Below are 24,650 nucleotides of genomic sequence, written 5' to 3'. Positions count from 1 at the left end.
GGCGAAAACTGCTTTTTTTATAATCATGGAAAAACTCAAACCCAATTTCAATTTATTAAAGCAGTGTTTATTTTGATGCTACCATCTTTTTCATATTTTTTATTAAGTGACTGTTGGACGCTCTTTAAAAATTCTTGTGTCGTTGTTGAAAGTATTTGATTTTTTAATGTTTGTGCAAGCTCTGGAGTCAGAGAGGGTGCAGATGTTTTTGACACCAGTTTGATAATTGCTTTTTTAGAGCCAAAATTGATAATTTTGGGGAGAGTGTCACCTGGATTTTTTAAAGTAAATATATTTGCAGCAAGTTCATCCGTCATTCCAAGTTCAGGAATATAGGATTCTGAAATTTTAAATGGCTTATTTAAATATTGCCATGAAATATTATTCTCGGCTAAGACTTTATTCAAATTCGAAATATTTTTAGCAGCGATAATTTCACTGATATTTTTTTGCATTTCGTCATCAATGCTACTTTGTACTTGTTGACTTACGAATTGTTCAGCAAGTTGATATTTGACATCATCAAATTTTTTAACAACAGCTGGTTTAGAGTCAATATATTTAAAGATACGATAGCCAAATGGGGTATCAATAACTTGTGAAAGTGGTTTTGCAGAAGTTAAAGTTAATAATGCTTTCATAGAAAGATCATCTATGCGCGTGTCATCAACAAATCCGATATCACCGTTGTTACTTTTTGCAGTGAGATCGTCATTTTTTTCAAGTGCAAGTTTAGTAAAATCTGCTCCTGAATTTAATTTATTTTCTATTTGTTTTGCAAGAGCTAAAGCTTCTTCTTTGCTTCGATTGAGAGCTTCTCCTTGTGCGCGTTGCGCTGTTTTATAGGAAACTAAAATAGACAAAGATTTAACTTGTGCTTTTTGTTGGTACTGATTTTTTGAGTTTTCAAAAAGTGTCATTATATTTTGCAAATGTTCTTTGTCTTCAATATATTTGTGCGCTTGTGCAGAAATTTTATTCTTTAAAAATGCATCTGAAGGTTTAATGATTGCATATTGAATTTTGAATTCTTCATTTTTTATTTGATTTTCTACTTCTAAGATTTTCTCAGGTAGAACAATCGGCATAAATAAAAGATTTTGCATTTTTTGCATTGCAATTTGCTGTTGCAAATAGGCATAAAATTCATTTTCGCTCATACCATTTTGGTTAATATAACCTTTTAACAATTTTATATCAAATTGTTGTGTTTGTGGATCTTGAAAATATGGAGAACTTTTGAGAATAGAGGCGATTTCAGATTGATCTACGGACCATCCAATTCTTTTTGCCTGCTCAATCAGAATTTTTTCTTGAATCATTTGATTGAGTATTTGTTGTGCAATGGCTTTGCGCTGCTCAGGCGGAGTTGTGCTCGATATATTCTGTGACCGCATAGCCGCTGAAAATCTTTGCACGTCAATTTTTTCGGATCCAATTTGGGCAACTGTATTTGGATCGAGGCCTGATAAATTGCCAGGGTTTAAACTGCCAAAACCTGTGAAAACGAAGGCAGCACAAGCAGATACAATAACAATGCCTAACATGAGTGACTTGGTGCTTACCGATGAAAAAATTTTAGTATTCAGACGCACTGTGAACTCCTCTACAAAAAACCGTCAACATTATCTCGCATTTTTTGCGGATAATTTCAAACATTACTCGATATGAACTTTATTTTCCAAAGAATAAGCCTTAGAATTTTACAAGATTTATAAAATTGCTATATTTGCTTTTAAATTAGACATAATAATTATGGGTAGAAAATGCTACAATTTCGCCGTTATGGATTTTGGCTGGTTGCTGTCATCACATTAATTTTTACTATGTTCTTTTTTTCAACTGCTCACACTTCAAAAAAAGAATTGAGTATCTTGGAGAAATTTGTCTATACAATAAGCAAACCTATTGAAGTAATTTTTCTTTCTACCAGTCATTTTATATATTCCTCATATCATTCTTATATTGATTTAAAAAATGCGCGAAAAGAAGTGGATGACTTGCAAAGAGAAAATGTTGAATTAAAAGTAAAAATTAAAACTCTTGATGATATCGTTTTAGAAAACAATCGTTTAAGGAAACTACTGAATTTAACAGAGCGCACCTCAGTCAAATTTGTCACCTGCGAAGTTACGGGCTCAGATCCATCGTTTGTTTATAAAAATGTCAGAATCAATCAAGGAACTAAAGCAGGCATCCAGCACGGGATGGGAGTTGTCGGCGAAGAGGGGGTTGTGGGAGTCGTCATGCGTGTGGGCATGAGTTATGCAGATGTTTTGTTGATCATCGACCCAAATAGCAACTTAGACGTCATAGTCTCACGCAACAGAAGGCGCGGTGTGCTCCAAGGAGGTCTAGCAAATCTTTTACAATTCAAATATCTGGAGCGAGGAAGCAGTATTTTAGTGGGTGATGAAATCGTAACAAGTGGTCTCACAGGCTCATTTCCGAGTGGAATTCTCGTGGGAAGAGTTTCAAATATTAAAATTGCTTCTGATGGTGTGACACAAATTGTGGAAGTTCGTCCTGAAGTAGCTTTTTCCGACCTGTCCGAAGCTTTGGTACTATTGAATCCTAACCGAGAAGTCGATGTCATTCGGAAAGTGGGCGGAGTGGAATGGATGAAGAAACTATTAGAATCGAACGCGGAGAAATCCGGTGGCTAAAATTAATATTTTAAGAAGTAAAACATCGCATTTTGCTTTTTCACTCTTAATCCTCATTTTTTGTATTTATTTTCAATCGTGTTTATTAGCTAAAATGTCATCATCTTGGTTTTATATTGATATTGTCAGTATTGTTGTTATTTACATGTGCATTGAACATTTTCTTTTTTTATCGATTATTAAAATCCTGTTTGCAGCCTTGCTTATGCAAATTTCCTCTGCTGCTCCTAATGGATTTTATATTATGTATTTTTTACTTGTCTTAGTTTTTTCAAATCTTTTATCGCGAATATTTGTCATCAGCAGTTTTTTAGGACAAACTTTTATATTTATGTCTTTATTTTTTCTAAAATATTTATTGTTTTATTTTACAATTGTGCCAAGAGGATTCACAACGGCATTATATTTAATTGCAAGTTCTTGGCAGGGATTTTTTGTAACGATATTAATTGCATTACCTGTGTTTAGATTATTAATTTATATTGATTCTTTTTTTGAATATCTTCCTTCTTATGAAAAAAAGAAATTAAATGAGATTTAATCGGTATTGAAAGGCTGGAGATTTTGTAATGAGTGAGAATCGATCAAAACAAGAGTCGGTTTCGGATCCAAAGAGAAGGAATATCATTGTCACTTGTTTTTTAGGAATCACTGCAGCGATCAGTGCTCGTCTTTGGTATTTACAGATTATCAAAGGATCCGATTTTTCCATAGCGTCCGAAAGAAATCGCGTGCGTGAAATCACGCGACCTGCTCCACGTGGACTTGTTTATGATCGACAAAGTCGTATTTTATTATCTAATCGTTTATTTTTTGATCTTATTATTATTCCACAATATTTGCAGAATAAAACAAAAACTTTATCTATTGTTGCGGATCTTTTTCATATTCCAGTCAGTCAAATTGAACGCAAACTCGTGGAGTCGCAGGCAAACCCAAGATTCGTTCCCGTGCGAATAAAACGCAATTTGTCTTTGCATGAAGTAGCTACTCTTGAATCCAATAAATTCTTTTTACCTGGTGTGGATGTAGATTCTGCACCTCGGAGAGATTATTTGGGCAACGAATCTGCCCATTTATTTGGATACTTAGGCGAAGTAACCTCAAAAGAATTGGATATTTTAAATTCACAGATTTCAAATTATCAATACCGCGTGGGTTCGATTATTGGCAAAGCAGGGATTGAACGCAAATATGAAAGATATCTGCGAGGAGGAGAGGGACGTGAAGCTTTGCTCGTCGATGCGCTTGGGCGTTTACAAGCAGACTCCTCTATGGATATTGCATTAAATTTAAGTCGAGCTGCGCAAAGAGGAAATGATGTTTATTTAACGATTGATTCAGAATTACAAGCAGTGGCGAGTGATGCTTTTAGAAATAAAAATGGTTCTGTTTGTGCAATCGATCCTAGAAATGGTGAGATTCTTGTTTATTTATCAAATCCTAATTATAAACTTTCTATGTATCAAGATGGTTTGACGATTGAAGATTGGCAAACCCTGCGCGCCAATCCATTTAAACCTCTCCTCGATAAAGTAACAGGAGGCGCTTACCCTCCTGGATCGACATTTAAAATCATAGTTGCCATTGCAGCACTTGAAGAAGGCATTATCACTGGTGAGCGGAAATTCAATTGCCCCGGATATTTTGTTTTAGGCAATGGCAGATGGAAGTGCTGGAAGCATACGGGTCATGGAGCTGTTAACTTAGAAAATGCATTAAAATTAAGTTGTGACGTATTTTTTTACAATATTGGCAATCTTTTAGGGATTGATCGTATTTCAAAATGGGGAAGATTATTTGGCTTGGGCGAGAGAACTGGGCTTGATTTAAATATGGAATTACCTGGAATTTCGCCGTCAACAGAATGGAAATTGCGCACAAAAGGTTTGCCATGGTTGAGTGGGGATACCATCAATGCTTCGATTGGCCAAGGATTTAACCTTTGTACACCCATTCAAATATTGAATGCCTTTGCTGCTATGGGCAATGGTGGGAAATTATTTAAACCGCATTTTTTAAAAAAGATTGTCGACAATCAAGGGAAAATTATTTTTGAAGAACGCCAAACTCTAATCCGAGAAATTAAGCTAAATCCTGCAAATATCGCACTGATTAAAAAAGGACTTTTTGATGTTGTGCAATCACCCGAAGGCACCGCAAAAAAAGCAAGAGTTCCTGGTTTTACTGTATCTGGAAAGACAGGTACAGCTCAGACATCGGCATTAAAATTCACTAAGGGAGTGAATCAAGATGATGTGGCCTTCCGTGCGCTTGACCACGCGTGGTTTGCTTCTTATAGCCCCAGTGATATTCCCGAAATTGCTGTGGTTGTTTTTAGCGAATATGATGGGGGAGGAGGCGGTGCCAATGCTGCACCTATCGCTCAACAAATCATCGAAGCTTTTTGGCGGAAAAAATTTCCTGAAAAATTTGCAGGCACAAGTAAAGCAGCAATGTCATCACCGATGACACACGGTGTAGGTGAAGATGCTCCACCAGAACAAGACATTGATGTGCATGAAGAAGGTAACGAAGCAGAACCTGTAAATCTTCCTGACGAATTGAGGTAATTGTTGTATGATTTTGCTTTCTCTTTTGCGTGATAAATTCAAAGGAATGCCATGGGGAATCATAACAACATCATATGCAATAATTTTAATTGGTTTGTATAATTTATACAGTGCAACCAATGCAACCGTAAATTCTATGCGCTTTTACGATCAAATCACTTTTATTTTACTGGGGACTCTTGCGGCTTTATTTTGGGGTGTCTTTTTAGAATTAAAAAGCATAGAGCGGCTCAGTCTTTTAGGTTATATTCTTGTATGTATAATGCTGCTATCTGTAGATATTTTTGGTCGAAGTGCAAAAGGAGCTGAGCGTTGGCTTGTCATTGGTCCTATTCGTTTACAGCCGAGTGAATTCGCAAAATTTATTATAATTATAATGGTTGCTCAAAGTTTTAATATGATGAAAGGGTTTGCTGAATTTTCTTTGTTAAGTTTATGGCGACAGATTTTATTAGTAGCTTTGCCTTTTTTATTAATTTTAGCGCAACCTGATCTTGGTACAGCAAGCTTAGTATTATTAATTTCTGGGTTACAAATAGCAACCGTTAAAGTACGAGGAAAAAGTATTTTAACGCTATTAATTATAACAATTTCTTGCATTATATTAGCATGGAATTTTGTTCTGTATGATTATCAAAAACAAAGAGTGTTAACTTTTATTAATCCCATGCTCGATCCGCGGGGTTCGGGATATCACTCAATTCAAAGTATGATTGCAGTGGGAAGTGGAGGACTTTGGGGGCAGGGATTTGGGCAAGGGACACAAGCGCGCCTTAATTTTTTGCCGGAGCGACATACGGACTTTGCTTTTTCTGTGTGGGCAGAAGAGCACGGTTTTGTTGGTTGTATCCTACTGATATTTTTATTTTCCGCACTCATTATTCAAATCTTTCAGACAGCAGATCGCGCTCGCGATTCTTTTTCTGCGCTTGTTTCTGTTGGTGTTGGTGGTTTTTTCCTTTTTCATTTTATCATAAATATCAGTATGGTTTTAGGAGTTTTTCCAGTTGTGGGTGTGCCTCTTTCCTTTTTTAGTTATGGAGGGACACATATGATCACAGCATTGAGTTGCATTGGTCTTGTGGTTGCCGTAGAAAGAAAGAGGCATTTATCGACAACTTCATTCTAGGAGTCACCTGTTGTCTAGAAATTCGGAAAAAGCAAAATTTAGAAAAAATGTGTTCGTCATAGGGAGTCTTATTGTTGCGGGCGTGTGTGCAAGCATTTTATTTTTCGCTGAATCATATGAGAATAAAGGAAATATTATCACTGCACCCCTACAAGGCGATTTACCCACAGCAGAACTTAAGTCCTCGTTAGAAAGTACACAAAGTAACAAACAAGTTGAACTCAAGTCCTCGTTAGAAAGTAAGCAAAGTAACAAGCAAGTTAACGATAATAATGCTCAATAAAAATCATATAGGTAAAAAATTTTTATGCGCATAATTGGTATCGATCCCGGCACACGCATAGCGGGTTATGGAGTTATCGATCTCTCAGAACAAAAGAGTTTAAAAGCCATCGCTGCAGGCGCATGGAAATTGGATGTGCAAAAAGAACTTCCGCCACGCTTAGCAACTTTAGCCATTGAATTTAGACGTGTCGTTGAAACTTACAAACCGAGTCATATGTGTCTTGAGCTGTCATTTTTAGCGGACAATCCACGCACGGCTTTGTTTTTAGGGCATGCGCGAGGGGTGATTTTATCTGAAGCGCATCAGCTTGGTTTAGTCATTTCAGAAATCAGTGCCACTTCGGCTAAGAAAATCATTTCTGGCAATGGCCGCGCAGAAAAAGCAGCCATTGCAAAAATCATGTCCTCCATGCTGGGCTTTAATTTCGACAAACTTCCCTTCGATGCCACCGATGCCCTTGCTATTGCCTGTGCCGATGCTATGCGCAACCGCGATCAAGTCTTTGCCGATTCTGTTGTTCCGTTAAGTGAAAAATCGCAAGCAAAAGTGAACATTCTAAATGAATGGCAAAAAAGAAAAAAGAAAAGTAACACGCGGATTACGAACTTTGCTTCTCTTTTAAAGGCAAAATAAGTTTTAATTCCTTTATTTCTTTTTCTAAATGCGCGAGTTTTTCTTTCAGCTCAACAATTTCTACCAATTTTTCACCTATAGCTTCTTTTTCTATATTTTTGGCAAATTGGGCGAGAGTTCTTCTTGCAAGAGGAATAAGGATTGAAAATAAACCATAATTTTTCCGATTAACATATTGATAAAAAGCATTTTCATACCAGGGATCTTGGCTTGCAATCCACACCTGTGGCATGCACATGACGACGCGTGTTGGAAAATATATTTTGGCAAAGCGATTTAAGGCTGGGCGAACCTCAGAGCGCAATTCTGGATAGCGTGAGACGATTTGTGCCAAAGCCATCAAGGCACCTGTGTTAATTCGCCAATGCTGGATAAACTCTTCCGTAATTGGAATAAGCTTTGCTATATATTTGCTGTTACCTAATTCCGCAATTAAACTAAAAGCTGCATTTTCAAGGAGACCATGGGAAGATCCATCTTCTATTATTTCATCGGCGAGTTTCAGTATTTTTTTTCTATATTCTTCTTTTCTCAGTAAGGAATAATTCTTAGAAAGTTGGTTGATCCCAAGTAGTGCTGCTCTCTGTGCATGTAAGTTTTCCTTTTCATTTTGGCTTAACTTAACAAGTTGCTCAAATATTTTACTAGGCTGTTCATGATAACATTTTGCTAGAGCTGTGAGATAAGGTGTGCGACACAGGGAGTGTCTTTCTTCTATTTGTACTAGGAGATCATAAGAATATTGTGAACCTTTTTCAGCTAATAAACTATAAGTGGATTCACGGGCGCGAAAACTGGGTTCTATTTTCAACCAAGCTAAAATATACTTTAAATTTTCTTGGCTCGGAAAATGAGCTAAAATACATTTTGTGGCAATGTATTTTAGGTAAGCTAAGCTCGAGTCGTTATTTTTTAGGATATTTCTGCAATGTATTTCTGGTATTTTCTGCTCAGTTTCAGATATAAGGGTGGAGCGAGGATCAAAAATACAGAAAGAAATTTTTTGTTTGAGCGGGAGAATAATTTTCTTAATTTTCTCGTCAACAAAAACTTTAATTTCTTCGTTGCTGCCATCTGCATAATAAAGAGCAATATATGTTTCAAATGAAAAGAGTGGGAATTCTTTTGATATTTCTTGTTTCTGTTCGACTTTTATTTCAACAAAATTGGGATTTAACTCGGACATTGCAACTTGTACGTCAAGAACAAGGTGGCCACCGCGGAATATAAAATTATCGAAATAGGGAGCAGGATTGATACCGCTGCACTCTTGCATGGCGTTCATTAAGTCGGCGGTTTCAACAGCTTTATAAGCATTTTTATTTAAGTAATGATTTATAGATTTTTTAAATATTATTTCGCCCATAATATCTCTTAAATAATTTAAAAAGAGCGCTGCTTTTTGATAGAGATGGGCATCAAATATTTCTGCCGGATATTCATACTGTGAGCAAACGATAGGACGTAAGTATGACTTTGCTTCACTTAAGTAGCCAGAAAGAAAATGATCCCGAGCATAAAAAATTCCACTGACTTTGCCATTTTTATATTCATCCCAAAGCATTTCACTTTGGGTGGCGAAGCCTTCATTGAGCCAACCTTGAGCCCATGTTTTACAAGTGAGTAAATCGCCAAACCACTGGTGAGCCATTTCATGCATAATTAAAATAGAGCGGAAATCAGAGCCCAAACTAAAGTGGACGGGACCTAAGACTTCGTCGGTATTAATTGTAATGGAAGTGTTTTCCATGCCGCCGTAAATAAAGTCTGCGATAAATGCCTGGCCATATTTTTCCCATGGGAATTCATAGTCCCAATAGTTGGAATAGAATTCGAGCATTTCTTTTGTTTCGTTTAAGATCACTTCTTTTTGTTTTTTGTGTTCTTGGGGGATTAAAATTGCGACTTCTTTTTTTCGCCACGTGTCTGAATAAAGTTCGAGTTCACCTGCAACAAGTGCTACTAAATAAGGTGAGTTTGCTTTATTCATTTTCCAGTGTTGATATTTTTTATTGCCTTCTATTTTTTCCGAGACTTTTATACCATTTGAAAGGGCATTCCAATCTTTAGGAAAAGTCACTTCAATGTCTGTCGTTATTTTCAATCGAGGATCGTTTTGACATGGAAACCAATATGAAGCGTCTGTGTCTTGCCCTTGTGTCCAAATGCAATTGTATTTGGCATGACTTTTCGTCAGTTTATGAATAAAATACATGCCTGCATTGGGTTCAATGGTGTTGTATTTTACTTTTAAGATAAAATATTGATTGCTTTTTAACTTTACAGGCAAGGTTATATTTAACTTATCACTCGTGCTTTCATAAGCACATTCTTTGTATTGAATTTTTTCTAATTTTTTTAAAGAAAGTTCAGAATTCTTTTTACCTGAAAAGTAATCTTCAAAGTTAAAGGGAGCATATGCAACATTAAAAATATTCAGCTCGTTTGCATCCAAAAAAAACGTTTCAATCTGCTCTAGCTTTGTTTGAAATATAATATGTGCCACACCATGCAGCGTATTGTTTTTAAAATCGATATCGAGATTTAAATAAATATGCCGCTGTTCGAGGGGTCTGTTGCTGTCATAATTTAGCTTTGTCACTTTATTTGCGGGAAAATGCTTTAAGCCGTAAGAATTTTCAGATTTCTCTTCATTGCTGCTAAATATTTTTTCTAAATGTGAGCCGATTATCATGCGGGTCCCCCTTTTTGTCTGCTTGTTATTTATCCAAAAAGGGCTAAAAGTTCAAGAGAGCATTTTATTTTCTCGGAAAGTAGAGCGGAATGTGATGTGAGCAAATGAAGTATTAAGTGAACGTGAATTAAAATATTTTATTTGGATTTAACTATGAGAACAACTTAAAATTTAGATATAATTATGAAATCAATTTTAATAAACCTAACGATATTTAATAATATAATTCACATTCGCATTTTTCGGACGTGATTCTTTGCCACCTGTTACACCTGTGCGACCCGAAATGATTTGGGGTAGGGCTGTTTTTTGCGTGAAGTTTAGGTTGTAGTTTGGGAGATTAAATGAGAATGAGTGCACGTGAGATCCACCTGCATCTGTGTTTTCACGTCTTTCATAATAGCCATGGGCAGGCACTCCATCTTCGCCACTTTTTGAGGCGCCCTTTGGATTTGTTCCATTTCCATTTCGTGATGAAAAATAAGCATCATCAAATTCGTGGGAATGTGCTCCGCTATCACTTGTGTATCCGCTAATACTACTATTATTAGGACTTGCATTTCCCGAAATTAACAAATTACTCGCGGAATTTTTTAGCTTTCCAGCAGAGTGCGAGTGCAAGCGATCGGAATCATTTTGAATGGAACCTACTTTTGCACCTGTGCTTCCGCCGGGTTTCATTGCAAGGCGAAGAGCAGATTCGGGAGCAATATTTTCATCAACACCAACACCTCTTAAGAATAAACCACGGTAGTCAGGTATATGAAAGGTAGTCGAACCATTGCCGTTGCCATGATTGTCACCAATAACTTGGTAAAGATGTTGGTATTGTGCTCTTGTAAGCTCTCTCCCATCGCACAGAAAATAGCCATCTGGGATATTTTCCCCAGCAAAGGCAAGCACTGTACCTACAGGAATTCGTGGTTGATTGTGACTGATACTGTCTTGTTCTAGTTTTTGAATCCTATCTTCTAAGCTTAAAATATATGCAACCGAAGCATCGTCATTCTGAGCAAATGCTGTTGATGATAAAGAAAAAGCAGAAATAAATAACATATTTTTTAATCTCATATCATATCTCCTTGTTACTTTTTGAGGAAAAATTTATCCACAAATTAATTTAATATTTATAAATATATTAAAAAAAATGTCAAATAATTATTTTATATTTTAAATATTGACAATAATGTTAATTTAAATATGTTTATTCTGTTTTATTCAATATTAGCATATAATTTGTGCTACTTATTTTTGCAAAAGGAGGATGTTTTGAAAAAAAAGTTAGTTTATCTTTCATATTCCTGCTTATTATTAGCGCATGGGGCAACACTTGCAGATGCTGCTAATAATTCGCGAAAAAAAAGGAGTGTGATATGGAATCGAACAGGATTGTTTTCAAGTATTTATAGTAACAACAATTCATACTGTTCTTTATCAGAAAATTCAGCAAATTTGACTTGTTTTAATCTTTATTCTGATTTTACTCGCCTTCCCCCAAATCAATCAGAAATATTAGGAAATTTTTCAAGTGTGAGCTTGGGAGACAATCACAGCTGTGGAATTAATTCTGAAGATTCTTCTATTTATTGCTGGGGACAAAAAAAGTACAGCTCATTAAGTAACGGAAATCCCGGTGATGAGAATATTCCTAAAAAAATACTATTAGAAAAAACTTTTAAAACGATCAATGTCTCAAGAAAAAACTCTTATGCCATTGACAGTGATGGTTACCTTTGGGGCTGGGGCGATACATCGCAAGGGCAGTTGCCTGTTTTTCATTCTACCAATATAAATAATAATATTGGAGAAATATTTGAAGCTCAGCAAATAGATTTAGCGGGGAAGACTTTTTTATCCGTTGCCTCTGGTGACGGATTTTTTTGTGCTCTTACAAATGAAGTTTCAACAAATAACAATGTAGAAAAAAGTGGACATATTTATTGCGCAGGCAATAATTCCTTTGGTCAAACGGGACAAAGAAATTTTGCTGGGAACTCGACTGAACTTGTTCAAGTTAACAATAATAAATATTTAGAGATTGCTGCTGGAGACTCGCATGTTTGTGCTATTAACTTGGACAGAAAAGTAGAGTGTTGGGGAAACAATAGCTTTGGGCAACTTTCATACAATCCCATATTAAATTCTTATCTATCGAATCCTTCCCCAGTTGTGCATTTCGAGAACCCAGATTTTGCAAAATTAAACTTCAAATCGCTCAGTTTAAGCAATTACTCCTCCTGTGCCATTACAACTGAAGATATTTCTTATTGTTTTGGTGACAACACATTTGGCCAAATAGGAGGAGATCCCAAAGAGGGTTCTTTAGAAATAAAGAACAGGAATGGATTTAGCAATTATGCTCATTTTAAGCCCAAAAAACTCATGCCTTCACCAATTATTTCAATAGCTGGAAACTCAAGATCAACTTGTGTTGTGACTCAGAATAAAGACATCCAATGTTTTGGTTTTATTCAAAAAAATACTTATTCAAGTGTCAGTGTTGGTAGCAATTATATTTGTGGAATCAGCTCATTTAAAACCCGCGCATTTTGCTCAAGTTTTAACGGTAGTATATCGGATATATTAGCAAATCCTTGGAGTGCACCTCTCGTAACTCCGTGGGCCAGTCCACAGGCATTTACGCAAGTGAGCGTGGGATTTGATCACACTTGTGCAGTGAGCAATGAAAGCCCTTTGAACAGTTATTGCTGGTCCAATCCAGAGAGTTCCTCTGCAACTCAACGTACATATCCACAGGTCATCACTTCGTTAACTTCACCCATGAAAAAAATAGTTGTTGGCAATAGTCATTCCTGCGCCATACGTAAAGAAGATGGGGCTCTTTTTTGTGCTGGTGAAAATAATTATGGGCAATTGGGCAATGGAACATTTACAAATTCTTTAAATGCAACAGAGTTCACTCAAGTCAGTATTAATAACGTCCAGTTTATCGACCTTGCTTTGAGTGGGAATGCAACTTGCGCTCTATCTGCAAAACACGAAGTCTATTGTTTTGGCAGCAATGCGAAAGGTGAATTGGGCCTTGGAATATCTTATCGAAATAAAAAAAAGACTCCGGAAAAAATTGAGAATCTTAAACTGCTCAGCATTGTCGGTGGAGAAAAACATTTCTGTGGAATCAAAAAAACAAAAAAGGCAAAAGAAAATAAAGTCGTATGTTGGGGCGATAATAGCGAAGAGCAAATTGCCTACAGCGGCGATAAAATAAATAAACCGGTCGATTTAGCAAATACAAAAAATATGACGCAAATCACAGCGCAGGGAAGTACAACTTGCATGTTAAGTGACAAGCAGGAAGCTTATTGTTTGGGCAAAAATCAAAATGGAATCATTGATCCTATAAAATTAAGAGAGAATTTCTCGAGAATCAAACGTGTTCAGGCGCATAAAAAATTTAAGTCATTGAGTTTAGGTGAAAATCAAGCATGTGGAATTTTAACTTTAGACAACACACTTGCTTGTTGGGGAAAATCTCACTGAAGTTTTAAAATTAAAGATAAATTATTTTTATAGGACTTAAAAATATGTTTGAAAACAAGAAGTTTAAAAGAATCATAGCATTGTCATTTTCCACCTGTTTATTTTACTCTTGCAATAAAAATAGCGTTGAATATTCAAATATGGATAGTGCAAACGAAAAACGTATCAATGCAATCAGTTTAAGCGCGGCTAATTCTACCTTTCATGATGGAACCAGCTCGCATGTTTCCTATGCAGATATGGCGCAAAGAGTAAAAAATTGTTCAATTGATAACTTAGAATTTAAAAATGAAATCAAAGAAATATTCAAAGAATATAATAATAAAGATCTTCTCAGCCATGTTGGAAATACTGCAATTCCATTAGTGAGTATACTCGATAAAATAACTAAACTCACTCATTCTGAGAAACCAGCAAATGCTAATATCTATGCATGCTATTATCCTGAGTTGTATTTGGCCAATGCTCTGCTTATGAACACTTTGCAAAGAGTTCCCTTGGCTCCATTCAATCAAGAATCTTTATTAACTTCACACAGTACAGATGACCCCGCTGAAAGTGAAAATTGGAATGAACAAGACAATTTTAATAAAAGTCGTTTTGCAAAATTAAATGGTCTTATTCGTTCTGCTACGATTGCTCTTCAGTTGGCTGAAAAAGAGCGTCGTTTTTCTGATAAAATTCCACGTATTTATTCCTTCGATAAAAAAGGGAACAAACAATATTTATTTGGTTTTAAAGAAAATATCAGCGAAGAAAGTCTAGATTATCAGCTTCGAGCTTTTGCGGAAGCTCTGTCAGCTATTGGCTTTTATGAGCGCGCAATATATCGTTGGAATGGAGTGACTTCTGCAAAAGAATTAAATATGCCTGTTACTTTACCTAATGAAAGTTTACAGGATGATCTCGAAGAATTAAATACTCAATATCCTGATTCAAACCCAGAAGAACACAACAATAAGAAGCTTCCCTTAAAACTGGTTATTGCAGCCGACCTTCTCAATGCAGGGCAATTTGCAACAGCTGCTCTGAGTGGAAATAATTGCAACAAAAATAATACAAGCAACGATGTTCCAACTCATTTTAATTCTATGTGCTCAGAACTTGCAACCATAAAAGAAAAAGCAATTAAAATTGATTTAAAACGTTTGGTCTGTTCCAGTGCCAGTAAAGTTGAAATTGAAAAATCACCTGCAGATAATTTAGCCAATATGTTTTGGGAAGAGGCGGAGTGTGATAAATACATAAAATCAGAACCAGAGCTTGCCAATAGTTATCTAAACTTAAAAGGACTTTCTTATAACTTTGTCAATCCAGCATCGCTCAATCCATTGCGCTTGCAAGAACGGTTAAAGTTTTTACAAAGTAAATTTGAAGGCTTGAAAGGTAAAACATCGCAAATAAATCTTTTGCAGACTCACGATTTTGAAAATAAAAAACAAGAAATATTTGATAATATTGAATTCTTAAAAAATGAATTTGAGGTGAGTAAAAAGCTTGTTACAAAGGCAAGTTCTGAGTTAGAGTTCAATAGAAATCAACTCGACGCTACACAAATTTTGTTCGATGGTTCGCAAAATGAAATTGAGCAAGCAAAAATTCAACAGAAGAATCAATTTAGAAATTATGTTTTAAATCTCAGTGCATTGCAAAAACTAAAAAGTGTAAAGAAAAGCTTTGATAATTATAGCTCACAAAAACTGGCAGAAAAGCAAAATAATGCGAAAGATTTATGTAGTAATGGAAATTCAGAAACATGTTCTTTTGACATTCGAGGAATAATTTCGAACTTAACCAAGGAAAAGTATGAAATAGCAACAAACGATTGGAAAAATAATTGTGGAAAACTTGTCAATCGTTTAAACTCTGTCACAGCTATTATAGGTAATACGGGTTGTGATTTATCGGCAGTTATGAATGAATTAAATACTCCTGAATATGATGCTAATAATTTTTTAAATATTTTTAGGAAATTGCCAAAGACTATTCTTCCTGCATGCAAAATGGCAGTGATATCTGAAGCAAGAACTCGTTTAAAAGATTCAGATTTTGAAAAATCCCTTAGTTATGATGAAAAAACTATTAATTATTGTCGATCTACAGAAAAATCAAAACAAGAAAATAATTTAATTGTCAAATGTGATGAAATTATTAAGAATTTAGATTCATTTAAAGGAATAATCAACTATCTATATAAAGATTTTTCATATTCATCTAAAAGCGAACCAGGTTATTTTTCAGGGTTGCAGAATAACATAAATTATGCAAATACTGTGGCAATGTCAAATGCTGAAAAAATATATATTGAAAACTACTTAGGCGTGAATGCTGAAAATAGACATTTATTAACAGAACCACAAAAATTCTGTTCAGCAATTTTAGAATATTCCGAGAATGGTCACAGGCCAAAGTTTGCATCAATTTTAGATGCTCGAATTGAAATAGAACAAGCAGAGTTACAATCGCTACAAATTAATCAATCAATGACTCAGTTACAGATTGAAATAGATAATATTCAAGCACAATTTAAAAATCTAGAAAACATTCTTAGAATTGATGAAGAGTTGACAAGCAAAGTTTTAAATTCTTTGGAAAACTTTGCTGACAGCAATTACTTTGATTCTTTTTATATAGGAAGTATCGAAAACATTAGATTTACAGAACTTGAAACTGCCATAGATAAGCAGAAAATTTATAAAGCTCAATTGCAGGCAACAAAAGCATCGGAAAAAGTAGCACAAGAAAGTCTTTCTATTGCCCAATTGCAAACAGAAAATTTACAGTTTTCGATAGCGCGTGCAAAAGCTAAATACCAGAGTCATGAAAATAGTTCGGTACTAATTACCTCACTCAGTCCAAATTTACAGAGTTTTTTAAATTATATTCCAGATATTTATAAAGTAAGTGCTCTGGCAAAAGATTATTTAAATCTAGCAACAAATAAAATTTTAAATATGCCATCAGGTTCAAGAATTCTTGCGCATGATCATTATACAAATATTTTAGATTTAGTTTCTAGGACCAAAGTAAACTGTTCCTATTTGGCTTCTTTCTATGATGCGCAAAATTGTTTAGTTGACTTAAGTACATTGCAGGAAAAACTTTTATTCAAAAATAATAGTTTATATAGTCAGCAGAAAATTTTAAGTTTACAAATCTATTCAAGTGATTATAGGGATAGCATGCAATTTATTGCAGATGATTCGGAACAGATCTTCGACAATCAGTTTTTGGATAATCTTAACGCAAAAGGTCTTTCTAGTTTAAATTTTGATGAAAAGTTTCTCTCAATTAAAAACCTTATTCTGGATGAGTTTAATAATGAACATTATAACTCACGTCTTATTGATGTAACTGTTAATATAATTCAAGATAATCCAAGAATTAATCAATATAATTCGTATCCATTTTCAGTTCAAGCTAATTTAGCATATTTAATGCATGATGGACTTGATAAAAATTCTCTTAATTCAGATCAATGTGGGGAAAACTTTAGCAATTATAGCAATAATCAATATAATGAGTTTATGACAAAAATAGACTACGAAAAAGATCAATATGCTCTCTATGGCAAGAGCTTCCCATATTTATTTGATCCTTTACATGCACAGAACTCAATGTGTACAAAGGTCAAAACCACTTATTCGGAATTACCTGACGAAATAAATTATTTAGATAATAGATTTTCATCTCTTAAATGGGTTCAATTATTGTCAAAGGATCCCAACAGTTCTCCCTTGGTAAATGATGCTTATTGGAAACCGCTAACAGGGTATTTATCAAACACTAAAAATATACTGTCGAATCTCGAACAACACACCAATCAATTATCAGGCTGTCTCAACTCAGATGATCTCAATTCCTCTTCTTGTGCGAGTGCAAAGGCCTCTGTTGAGCATTCATTTGCTGGATTGCCTCTTTTAGGCAATTACACATTTGTCTATGCACCATTTCATTTAGATAAAAAAGTGAATCAGAAAAGGAAAAGCGATCAGAAAATCAAGACAGTTGGTGTTGAATTTAATTTTATTATTTCAAACTGATTGAAGAAAACTCCGTTTAAAAACGGAGTTTATTTTAGATTCATTTATAAAAAGAGAATAAAGTGAAAAGAAATAATTTAAAGTATTTGTTTGCCTTATCGAGTCTTTTGTTAACAACAAACGAATTGTATGCCGCATCACTCTCTGCACCCACTCTCTCAAGACCTGAAGCACCCGGAAAATTTGGAGCACGTAGTTTAGATTGGACGGCAAATGAAAATGGTGATGTCTCATACACAATTCCCATTCAGACCCCTGCATTGCGTCAATTGAGTATTGATTTAAGTGTATTCTATTCTTCTAAGGATGCTTTAGGTGAAGCAGGTTCTTTTTGGAAATTCAATCTGCCAAAATTAGCTCTAGATTTAAAAAAAGGAAACACACAATTTATCACAAGCAGCACTTGTGCTACTTCGAATGCAGACAATCTTTATTTAAATGGTTCAAGAATGATTGCCCTTGGGAATGGCACTTGGGCAAGTCATTTGAATTCTGCCAGAGATATTCTTCGCTGCGGAGAAAGTGGTTTTGTTTATTATAAAGCAAATGGTGAGGTCTATTCGTTTGGATCCACTGTAGATGCGCAAGTTGTGGATGCAGATGGGCAGGCAATGGAATGGTATTTAAGTGCCAAATCAACCTTTCAAGGTCAGCAAAAAATATATTATACTTATACAAAGCCAACAGCATCTTCAAAAACTTTTAAATTTAAAGAAGATTTTCTTTTTGTCTCAAAACCACTTCTAAGTACAATTGTCGCAGACGATCTGCAAGTGCAAGTCGATTACGAAGAGAATCGATTTAAAAATCCACATTTTGTGCGTGGACTTGCACAATTGATTGCAGGACGGGTACAAAAAATCCGAGTTCTGAAGAAAAATAAACAGCTTAGAAGTTATTTGTTTCGTTATGAAGACAACGAATTTAACTCATTTCCAAGACTGCTGTCTGTGCAAGAAACTGGAGAGAGTGAAAGTGATCTCTTACCAAAAACTCTGTTTAGTTATCGTGGTGTGAACTCCTCACTTGCGGACTCATTTAAGTCCATAAATCATGCTAAAGATTCTTATTTAAAAACACCTATTTCTGAATATACAAAATTTGCAGATATACTTGGTGTTGGAACTTCGCAATCACTTATTCCTGCAGGGACTGCTGGTGTCTGGCTTTATTCTCACGATCCTTCCCAGGTTTTTTTGCCAGACAAAGAAACAAACTTTGCCCAAACAAAAAGACAATTTATTAACTTTAATAAACATATTCGTGATCCTAATTATAAAAAACTAGCAAATATGAGTTTTTTTGATTACACAGGCAATGGTCTGACTGATATTTTAATCTCTTCAGGCCAAGGTGAAATCACACCTTATATTATGATTAATGATCGAAAAATAGATGCAGATGGAAACATAAGTTTTGAGCGTGCCGCTCGATTTGATAAATATGATTTCAGTTTTATGTCTCGCTGTAATCCAGACGCCAGAAAATGGAAACTTGCGGATTTTTCAGGGAATGGCAAAGGAGATTTTTTCTGCAGTGGACGAACTGGAATTCACATTTTTTTAAATAAAGGACTTGGAGAATATAAAAAAAGTTTAGACGTTTATTTTATTGAAGGTGAAAAAGTCACAATACCAACCGATTTAGATTTAAGAAATGCTGACATTTCAAATATCGCTGTTGTGGACTGGAATGCAGATGGACTGCCCGATTTTTTAGAGTTCTATGGTGCAAAAGTAACACTCTATTTAAACAATGGCAGGCTTGCTAAAGGTGAAAGAAAAGGTAAATTTTTTGAAAAAATTGATCTTGGAGTTATTCCTTCTCTCGCAAGAACAAAGCTGAGTGAAATTGTTTTTGGTGATTTCACAGGGACTGGCTTGCCTAGCCTTTATTTCAATAGAAATCATTTTTTAATCAATAATGGACTTGGTCAGCCTTTAACGGAGTCTTATATTGAAAATGCCCCCAAAATGAATACGCAGCAAATGGCGGTGGCGAATTTAACGGGCACAGGCAAACAACAGATTATCGCATCGGCAGGCTATGGAAATAATATTATAGAACTCGCGAACCGATCTTTTCCAAATTTATTGCACTCAGTTGTGACTTCAGATGGACGTTTTTTAAGTTTCAATTATTCTTCATCCGTTTTAGAAAATAGAGAGGCAAGGGAAGCGGAAGGAGATACGGAAGTTCGAGAAATCGAAAATAAATATCCATTTATGCCCGTCATTTTACCTGTCTTAAAACAAGTAGGAATTTCCGATCACTTTAACCCTATGCGGATCTCGCGCTATGCAAATCGTATTCCTCAATACGATCGTGGTCTAAATAAATTCCTCGGCTTTTCCCTCGTGCGCAAGCAAGAAGTGGGTGATGCTACTCAAGCTGGTACTTTATCGGAGCAGCGCTTGTTATCGGGTTATCGAATTTCTGAATCAGAAATTTATACTTCTATTGAAGATAACCGATTGAGTTCAGAAAAAACAGCCTTTTTTAAAGGTGCACCAGCAGAGTGTTTTGATAAAAATATTGCACAAGAAAAAACGCAGTGGTGTGCCGATCTCAGTGGGTTGAATTATTATAAACGAACTGGAGCAGCTTATAACGATCAATCTTTTGCTACGGGTAGAATAAATACCCAAGAAAATTACAAAACTGAACGCAGCCAGATTTCCTTACGTGCATTAAATATAAATGATTTTTCAGGTTTGGGTGAACTTGTAAATGGAGCGAATGAACCAGCGCAGGTTTATCGAGAGGTCACGGAATCATTTGTCAATGGTGATAAATATATAAATTACCAAAACCTATATGGAAAAGTAACAAATATATATGACGAACAGGGTCGTGTTGTCACTAGCGTAAAAAGCAATTCTCCTATATTATCTGGCGATGATCAGGTCACAACTTATAATTATTTTTGTCCTTCGAGTCATTTAGAAAACCCAAAAATATTCTGTGATAATATTGAACTGATGCAATCTTCTTCTTCACTAGGGAGTGTTAAACAATTAACGCAAAAAGTTGTCTATGATAATTTCACAGGCTTGCCACTTGAAGAATGGTCTTCGAACCAAAACAATGAATTGGTAATACAATCTTCTGTAAAATATGATTCTTTCGGTCGATTTATTTCGCTCGTAAAAGCCACAGGTGAAAATTCATTTTTTGAATGGGATACAGAAAATTCAAATCTAAAATCCATTCTAGATCACGATAAAATTAAAATTAATGCTGAATACGACGACTTAGGGCGCATTCTTAAAATATATAGCAATAAAGGCAATATTTCTCAGTTTAATTATGATTCTTTTAGTAGATTATTAAGCACAAGTAAAAATAGAGCTGGAAACACTCCTTTAAAAATAAATCACACTGAGCAAAAGTTATGGGATCCATTTTTAAATTGGTTTAATACTGCATTTGGTTTTTTAAATTTGAGTAATACTCTCGTTGAAATAGAGAGATATGAATATTCTTTTCCATCTATAAAAATTGCTTCTGGTTTAAGTCTTGAAGAAACTTTTAAAATTTTGAATAATTTTGACACACAATTACCAATAATTCCAACTGCAGATTCTTATAATGAAAATGTTTTAGGGAAATTTACAGGCGTTGAGATTATTCCTGGGTATGTGAGCATATATAGGCGCAATCAAGCAGATGAAGAACTTTCTTTATCTTCCAAAATATGGTTATCCGGTGGAGATGAAGCATTATTTTTAGCGGCAAAAATAGGTGAAAATAGATTTTCAATAACAAATAAAGCAAAAATAAATTCCCGTGGAAAAATTCACACAGAGTATTTAAACAGTGAAACTTCGCTTGAGAATATTCTAAATAATAAATTACCTGATGCGAATTCATTTCAAGTAAAAAGTATTTTTAAATTTTATTCCGATGGCAATATTGCAAGTGAAGAGTTTGCCGCAGGATCGGTTCAAAAATATTTTCAAGGCGTAGATTTTGAAGAAGCAATTTCACCTGAAGGTAGAAGGTCACGAAAAATTTACAATCAACTGGGACAAGTTGCGGCAAAGCACATTGGCCTTGATAACAATGGAAATATCACGCAAGACACATTGGTTACAAATATCAATTACGATGCTTTGGGGAGGCTCTCGCAGATATCCAATAATGATGGCTTGTTTGCTATGCAAACCTTTTCTGCAAGTGGTCAAGTCGAAGCACAGACAAACAATGCTTTAGGTATATCGCGTTACTTTTACGATAATTATGGTCGTCTTGTTCAATCTGCGCTTTGTCCAGTTGGAACAGATTCTGAAAGTTGTAATCTCTTAAACTCTTCCGTTTTATATAAATCTTATGTATATAATGCAAAAGGAAAATTAGAAAAAGAAGAGCACACTCGTTTTAATCGAGAAAACGGTACGCATGCTAAAGAAACAATTCAATATGAATTCGGAACACTTGAAGCAAATAGTCGTGCGCAAGATATTGGCATGCCAATATCTATTTCTATTCAGTCACTCAGTGAATTGGGTGGAAGTTTAAGCAAGAGACTTTTGTCTTATGATCAAGAAGGCGGGGTTGTTTCTGAAGACTTAGAATTGTTCTTAGGATTGCAAAAAAATAATTCTTCGGATTTAGAAAATAAAAAAAGTGTGGGTGTTTATCAAGTCGAGAGAATAAGAGATCTCTCAGGTAATTTAGTCCAATTGCGTTCGCGTGGAGGCTTTTCCCGCGATAAATTAACAGAACTGAAGGATAATTATTTTACGGGTTATGCAGCAAAATACGAAGCAGGAACATCACAACTGACAAAACTCAGTTTCCTCCAAAATGGCAAAGAGCAATCTGTACCTTTGCAATCTGTTTACTTAGATGGTGAAGGTTATGCTAAGAAAATTAATTTAGAAAATAATTTAGAATTACAAGCTTGTTGGCATAAACGCAAAGAAGTTCCCTTAGCTTATTGGGTTGGAAAAAAAGACAATGCACCCAATGAACTTTGTGATGTTTCACCAGAAATAAGCAATGCTTTGTTTCACAGTCGCTGGGATTATGACAAAGACTTATTTCCTATTTCTTCTACGGATCTGAGCAGAAACATAATTTCAAACGCAGCATTATCTGGGAATTCTTTATTTAGTTACGATGCCCAAGGACGCCTTGCAAGTACACAAGGAATTGGTGACGAAAGTCATTCTTGGGGCAAAATAACTTATGAATATTCCGTTGGCGGAAAAATAAATAAAGTTACCCGTTCTGGTCAATTTATAAAAGACCGCATAGGTAAAGATGCAAATTCTTTAATAGACACTTATTCATATAGCACAACAGGACAAATTGGTCTATTACAGGCAGTGCTTTCTTCAGACAATAAAGAAACAGCCCTACAAAAGTTTGCAAGCGACAGCATTGGATTTAGAAAATATGGAGTTGCACCAACCCTTGCAGTTTTAAACAGTGATTCTTTAAATGGAACTGTGTCTTCTTGGAAAAATCAAGAAGAAATTCCAATGCACAAATACATTTGGAATGGACGTGGACAGCTTGCGGGAGTTTTTGGCGCGGCCCTGAAAAAAGACGCAGATAATCTCGAAACCAATGAATTGCTCAATTACCGCATGAGTGATGCAGGGGGTGGGCAGCTTGCAGAATTTGATGGAGTGGATTTCCTTGAAAACAAAAAGGATAAAACCACAGAAGTTACTTTAACTAAACTTCCACGCAATGTGAATATAACCGATGGTATTTCATTTGAACGAGACGAAATTCACCTGAGTATAGACTTAGGCTCCTTTGCAACTTTAAGATTGATAACCCGTTATCCAACTTTAAACGCAACAAGTCCTGAAACTTTAAAGTCAGCAGAAATGCAGACCCGGAAAGAACTTGTAGTTAAAGATCATGTTGGCTCAGTTTCACAAGTCATCGATATATCCACTCAAAAAATAGTGGAACGCAATGCCAGTGAACCGTTTGGACTTGCGCGTGGAATACCCTTATTATCCAACTCAGTTTTAAGTGAATTTAAAACCAATAATAAGCGCGCAGATATTGCCCTCTATCAAAATGCACAAAGTAACATGCGTGACAATTGGGAACTTAAATCCTTTGAAATTCTCGGTTCCACAAACATTAATGCAGCTCAAGGAATGCGTGGCTCAACGGTTTTTGCCACAGGAAAGTTTTCGGCAAGTACAGGCTTAAGCAGCATGGGAGTGAGAACCTTAGACAGTGCGAGAGGATTGTGGCTTTCTCCAGACTTATTTATGGGTCGTAGCTTAGAACAAATTGTTGAAAGTCCGATGGAAGGGAATTTATTTCAATACGCTTGCAATAATCCAATTTCAAATAATGATCCCACAGGAATGGCTACTGGAGATCATTTTAAAGATATAGCAAAAGATATCATGAGTGGCAGAAGACCTGACAGATTCAATATGCCCGAGCACGCACGTCAAAACGGATATAATGGAGGTAGAGATAATGGCGTTAAATCCGGTAATGATGGAAGGGCTAGTCATAGTAGTAGAAGTATGTCGTCAGGCGTTAGTAATTATTTTTCAGGTGCCTCACATTTTGTAAAATCCGAAGCAATCGCGTTTTATAACTCACCATCGAATTGGTATGATAATTCTCCCAATGTTTATGGTCCAGTAAATTACATCAAAAATAATCCAGTAGAGGTAGGGCTGGGTGTGATATCGGTTGTACCTGTTTATGGTATAGCAGCTAGGGGGTCTAGTTTAGCAATAAATGGAATATCAGGTATTGCTAAAATTGGCCAATCATTATCTGGAAATAAGTTAACGAAAGGAAAAATAGTTGAGTATTTAAATAAAATAGAAAATAAAAAAATAGAAAATATAGTTAGTGATCTTAAATCATTGGGATTAAAATACTTTGAAGGTAGGGGAGGCCAATTTATGCATTTTAAAGGAAAAGATAACAAAATGCGAGTAAGGATTGATCCCCCTGATAAAACGTCAAAATATGATCATATGCATATATACGATTCAAAAGGGAATTCTTTAAATAAAAATTTGAAAATTGTTGATGAGGCTTCTGTAGAAGCACATATTAAAATAATAAGGTAATTGTTTATGCATCTAATTGATAAAGAAATTTTCTTTGCGGACTCAAGAGTA

General features: G+C 35.3%; 12 protein-coding genes. 9 read left to right on the top strand and 3 right to left on the bottom strand.

Going from position 1 to position 24,650, the window contains the following annotated elements; all coding sequences use genetic code 11:
- Positions 1–47: 47 nt before the first annotated feature.
- Complete coding sequence (locus EZS29_RS09910) at positions 48–1,595, bottom strand: peptidylprolyl isomerase (protein ID WP_130609735.1); 1,548 nt, start codon at positions 1,593–1,595, stop codon at positions 48–50.
- Positions 1,596–1,766: 171 nt separating this feature from the next.
- On the opposite strand from EZS29_RS09910, the gene mreC reads away from it, so the two are divergent.
- From mreC to EZS29_RS09880, 6 genes are read left to right on the top strand one after another with little or no spacing between them, the layout of a single operon-like run.
- Positions 1,767–2,666, top strand: a complete 900-nt coding sequence (mreC, locus tag EZS29_RS09905; protein WP_130609732.1) for a rod shape-determining protein MreC — start codon at positions 1,767–1,769, stop codon at positions 2,664–2,666.
- The gene (locus EZS29_RS09900) at positions 2,659–3,207 is read left to right on the top strand and encodes a hypothetical protein (protein WP_130609730.1); all 549 of its coding nucleotides are present in this window, start codon (positions 2,659–2,661) and stop codon (positions 3,205–3,207) included. Before mreC ends, EZS29_RS09900 begins: the two co-directional genes overlap by 8 nt.
- Before the next feature lie 28 nt (positions 3,208–3,235).
- Positions 3,236–5,239: a penicillin-binding protein 2 gene (gene mrdA, locus EZS29_RS09895; RefSeq protein ID WP_130609727.1), complete on the top strand. Its 2,004-nt coding sequence runs from the start codon at positions 3,236–3,238 to the stop codon at positions 5,237–5,239.
- 7 nt (positions 5,240–5,246) lie between these two features.
- Positions 5,247–6,368, top strand: a complete 1,122-nt coding sequence (rodA, locus tag EZS29_RS09890; protein ID WP_130609723.1) for a rod shape-determining protein RodA — start codon at positions 5,247–5,249, stop codon at positions 6,366–6,368.
- Positions 6,369–6,378: 10 nt separating this feature from the next.
- On the top strand, positions 6,379–6,651 hold the full coding sequence (locus EZS29_RS09885) for a hypothetical protein (protein ID WP_130609720.1): 273 nt from the start codon (positions 6,379–6,381) through the stop codon (positions 6,649–6,651).
- A 24-nt stretch (positions 6,652–6,675) separates the two neighbouring features.
- Complete coding sequence (locus tag EZS29_RS09880; protein ID WP_130609717.1) at positions 6,676–7,287, top strand: crossover junction endodeoxyribonuclease RuvC; 612 nt, start codon at positions 6,676–6,678, stop codon at positions 7,285–7,287.
- On the opposite strand, the gene EZS29_RS09875 is transcribed toward EZS29_RS09880, so the two are convergent.
- The gene (locus EZS29_RS09875; RefSeq protein ID WP_130609713.1) at positions 7,253–9,982 is read right to left on the bottom strand and encodes a M1 family metallopeptidase; all 2,730 of its coding nucleotides are present in this window, start codon (positions 9,980–9,982) and stop codon (positions 7,253–7,255) included. The two genes, EZS29_RS09880 and EZS29_RS09875, sit on opposite strands and share 35 nt — an antisense overlap.
- Positions 9,983–10,186: 204 nt before the next feature.
- Entirely contained in the window at positions 10,187–11,053 is an 867-nt protein-coding gene (locus EZS29_RS09870) for a tail fiber protein (protein ID WP_130609710.1), read from the bottom strand.
- 198 nt (positions 11,054–11,251) lie between these two features.
- On the opposite strand from EZS29_RS09870, the gene EZS29_RS09865 reads away from it, so the two are divergent.
- The 3 genes from EZS29_RS09865 to EZS29_RS09855 all read left to right on the top strand — a co-directional run bounded on the left by EZS29_RS09865 (position 11,252) and on the right by EZS29_RS09855 (position 24,599).
- Positions 11,252–13,483, top strand: a complete 2,232-nt coding sequence (locus tag EZS29_RS09865) for an RCC1 domain-containing protein (RefSeq protein WP_172603882.1) — start codon at positions 11,252–11,254, stop codon at positions 13,481–13,483.
- A gap of 44 nt (positions 13,484–13,527) precedes the next feature.
- Positions 13,528–17,526: a coiled-coil domain-containing protein gene (locus EZS29_RS09860; protein WP_130609704.1), complete on the top strand. Its 3,999-nt coding sequence runs from the start codon at positions 13,528–13,530 to the stop codon at positions 17,524–17,526.
- A 62-nt stretch (positions 17,527–17,588) separates the two neighbouring features.
- On the top strand, positions 17,589–24,599 hold the full coding sequence (locus EZS29_RS09855) for an FG-GAP repeat domain-containing protein (protein WP_130609701.1): 7,011 nt from the start codon (positions 17,589–17,591) through the stop codon (positions 24,597–24,599).
- Positions 24,600–24,650: the final 51 nt, after the last annotated feature.

The sequence above is a fragment of the Fluviispira sanaruensis genome, assembly GCF_004295685.1.
GTDB classification, from domain to species: domain Bacteria; phylum Bdellovibrionota_B; class Oligoflexia; order Silvanigrellales; family Silvanigrellaceae; genus Silvanigrella; species Silvanigrella sanaruensis.
The sequence above is the reverse complement of the archived record's forward strand: the minus strand, read 5'-3'. Positions and strand labels throughout refer to the sequence as shown.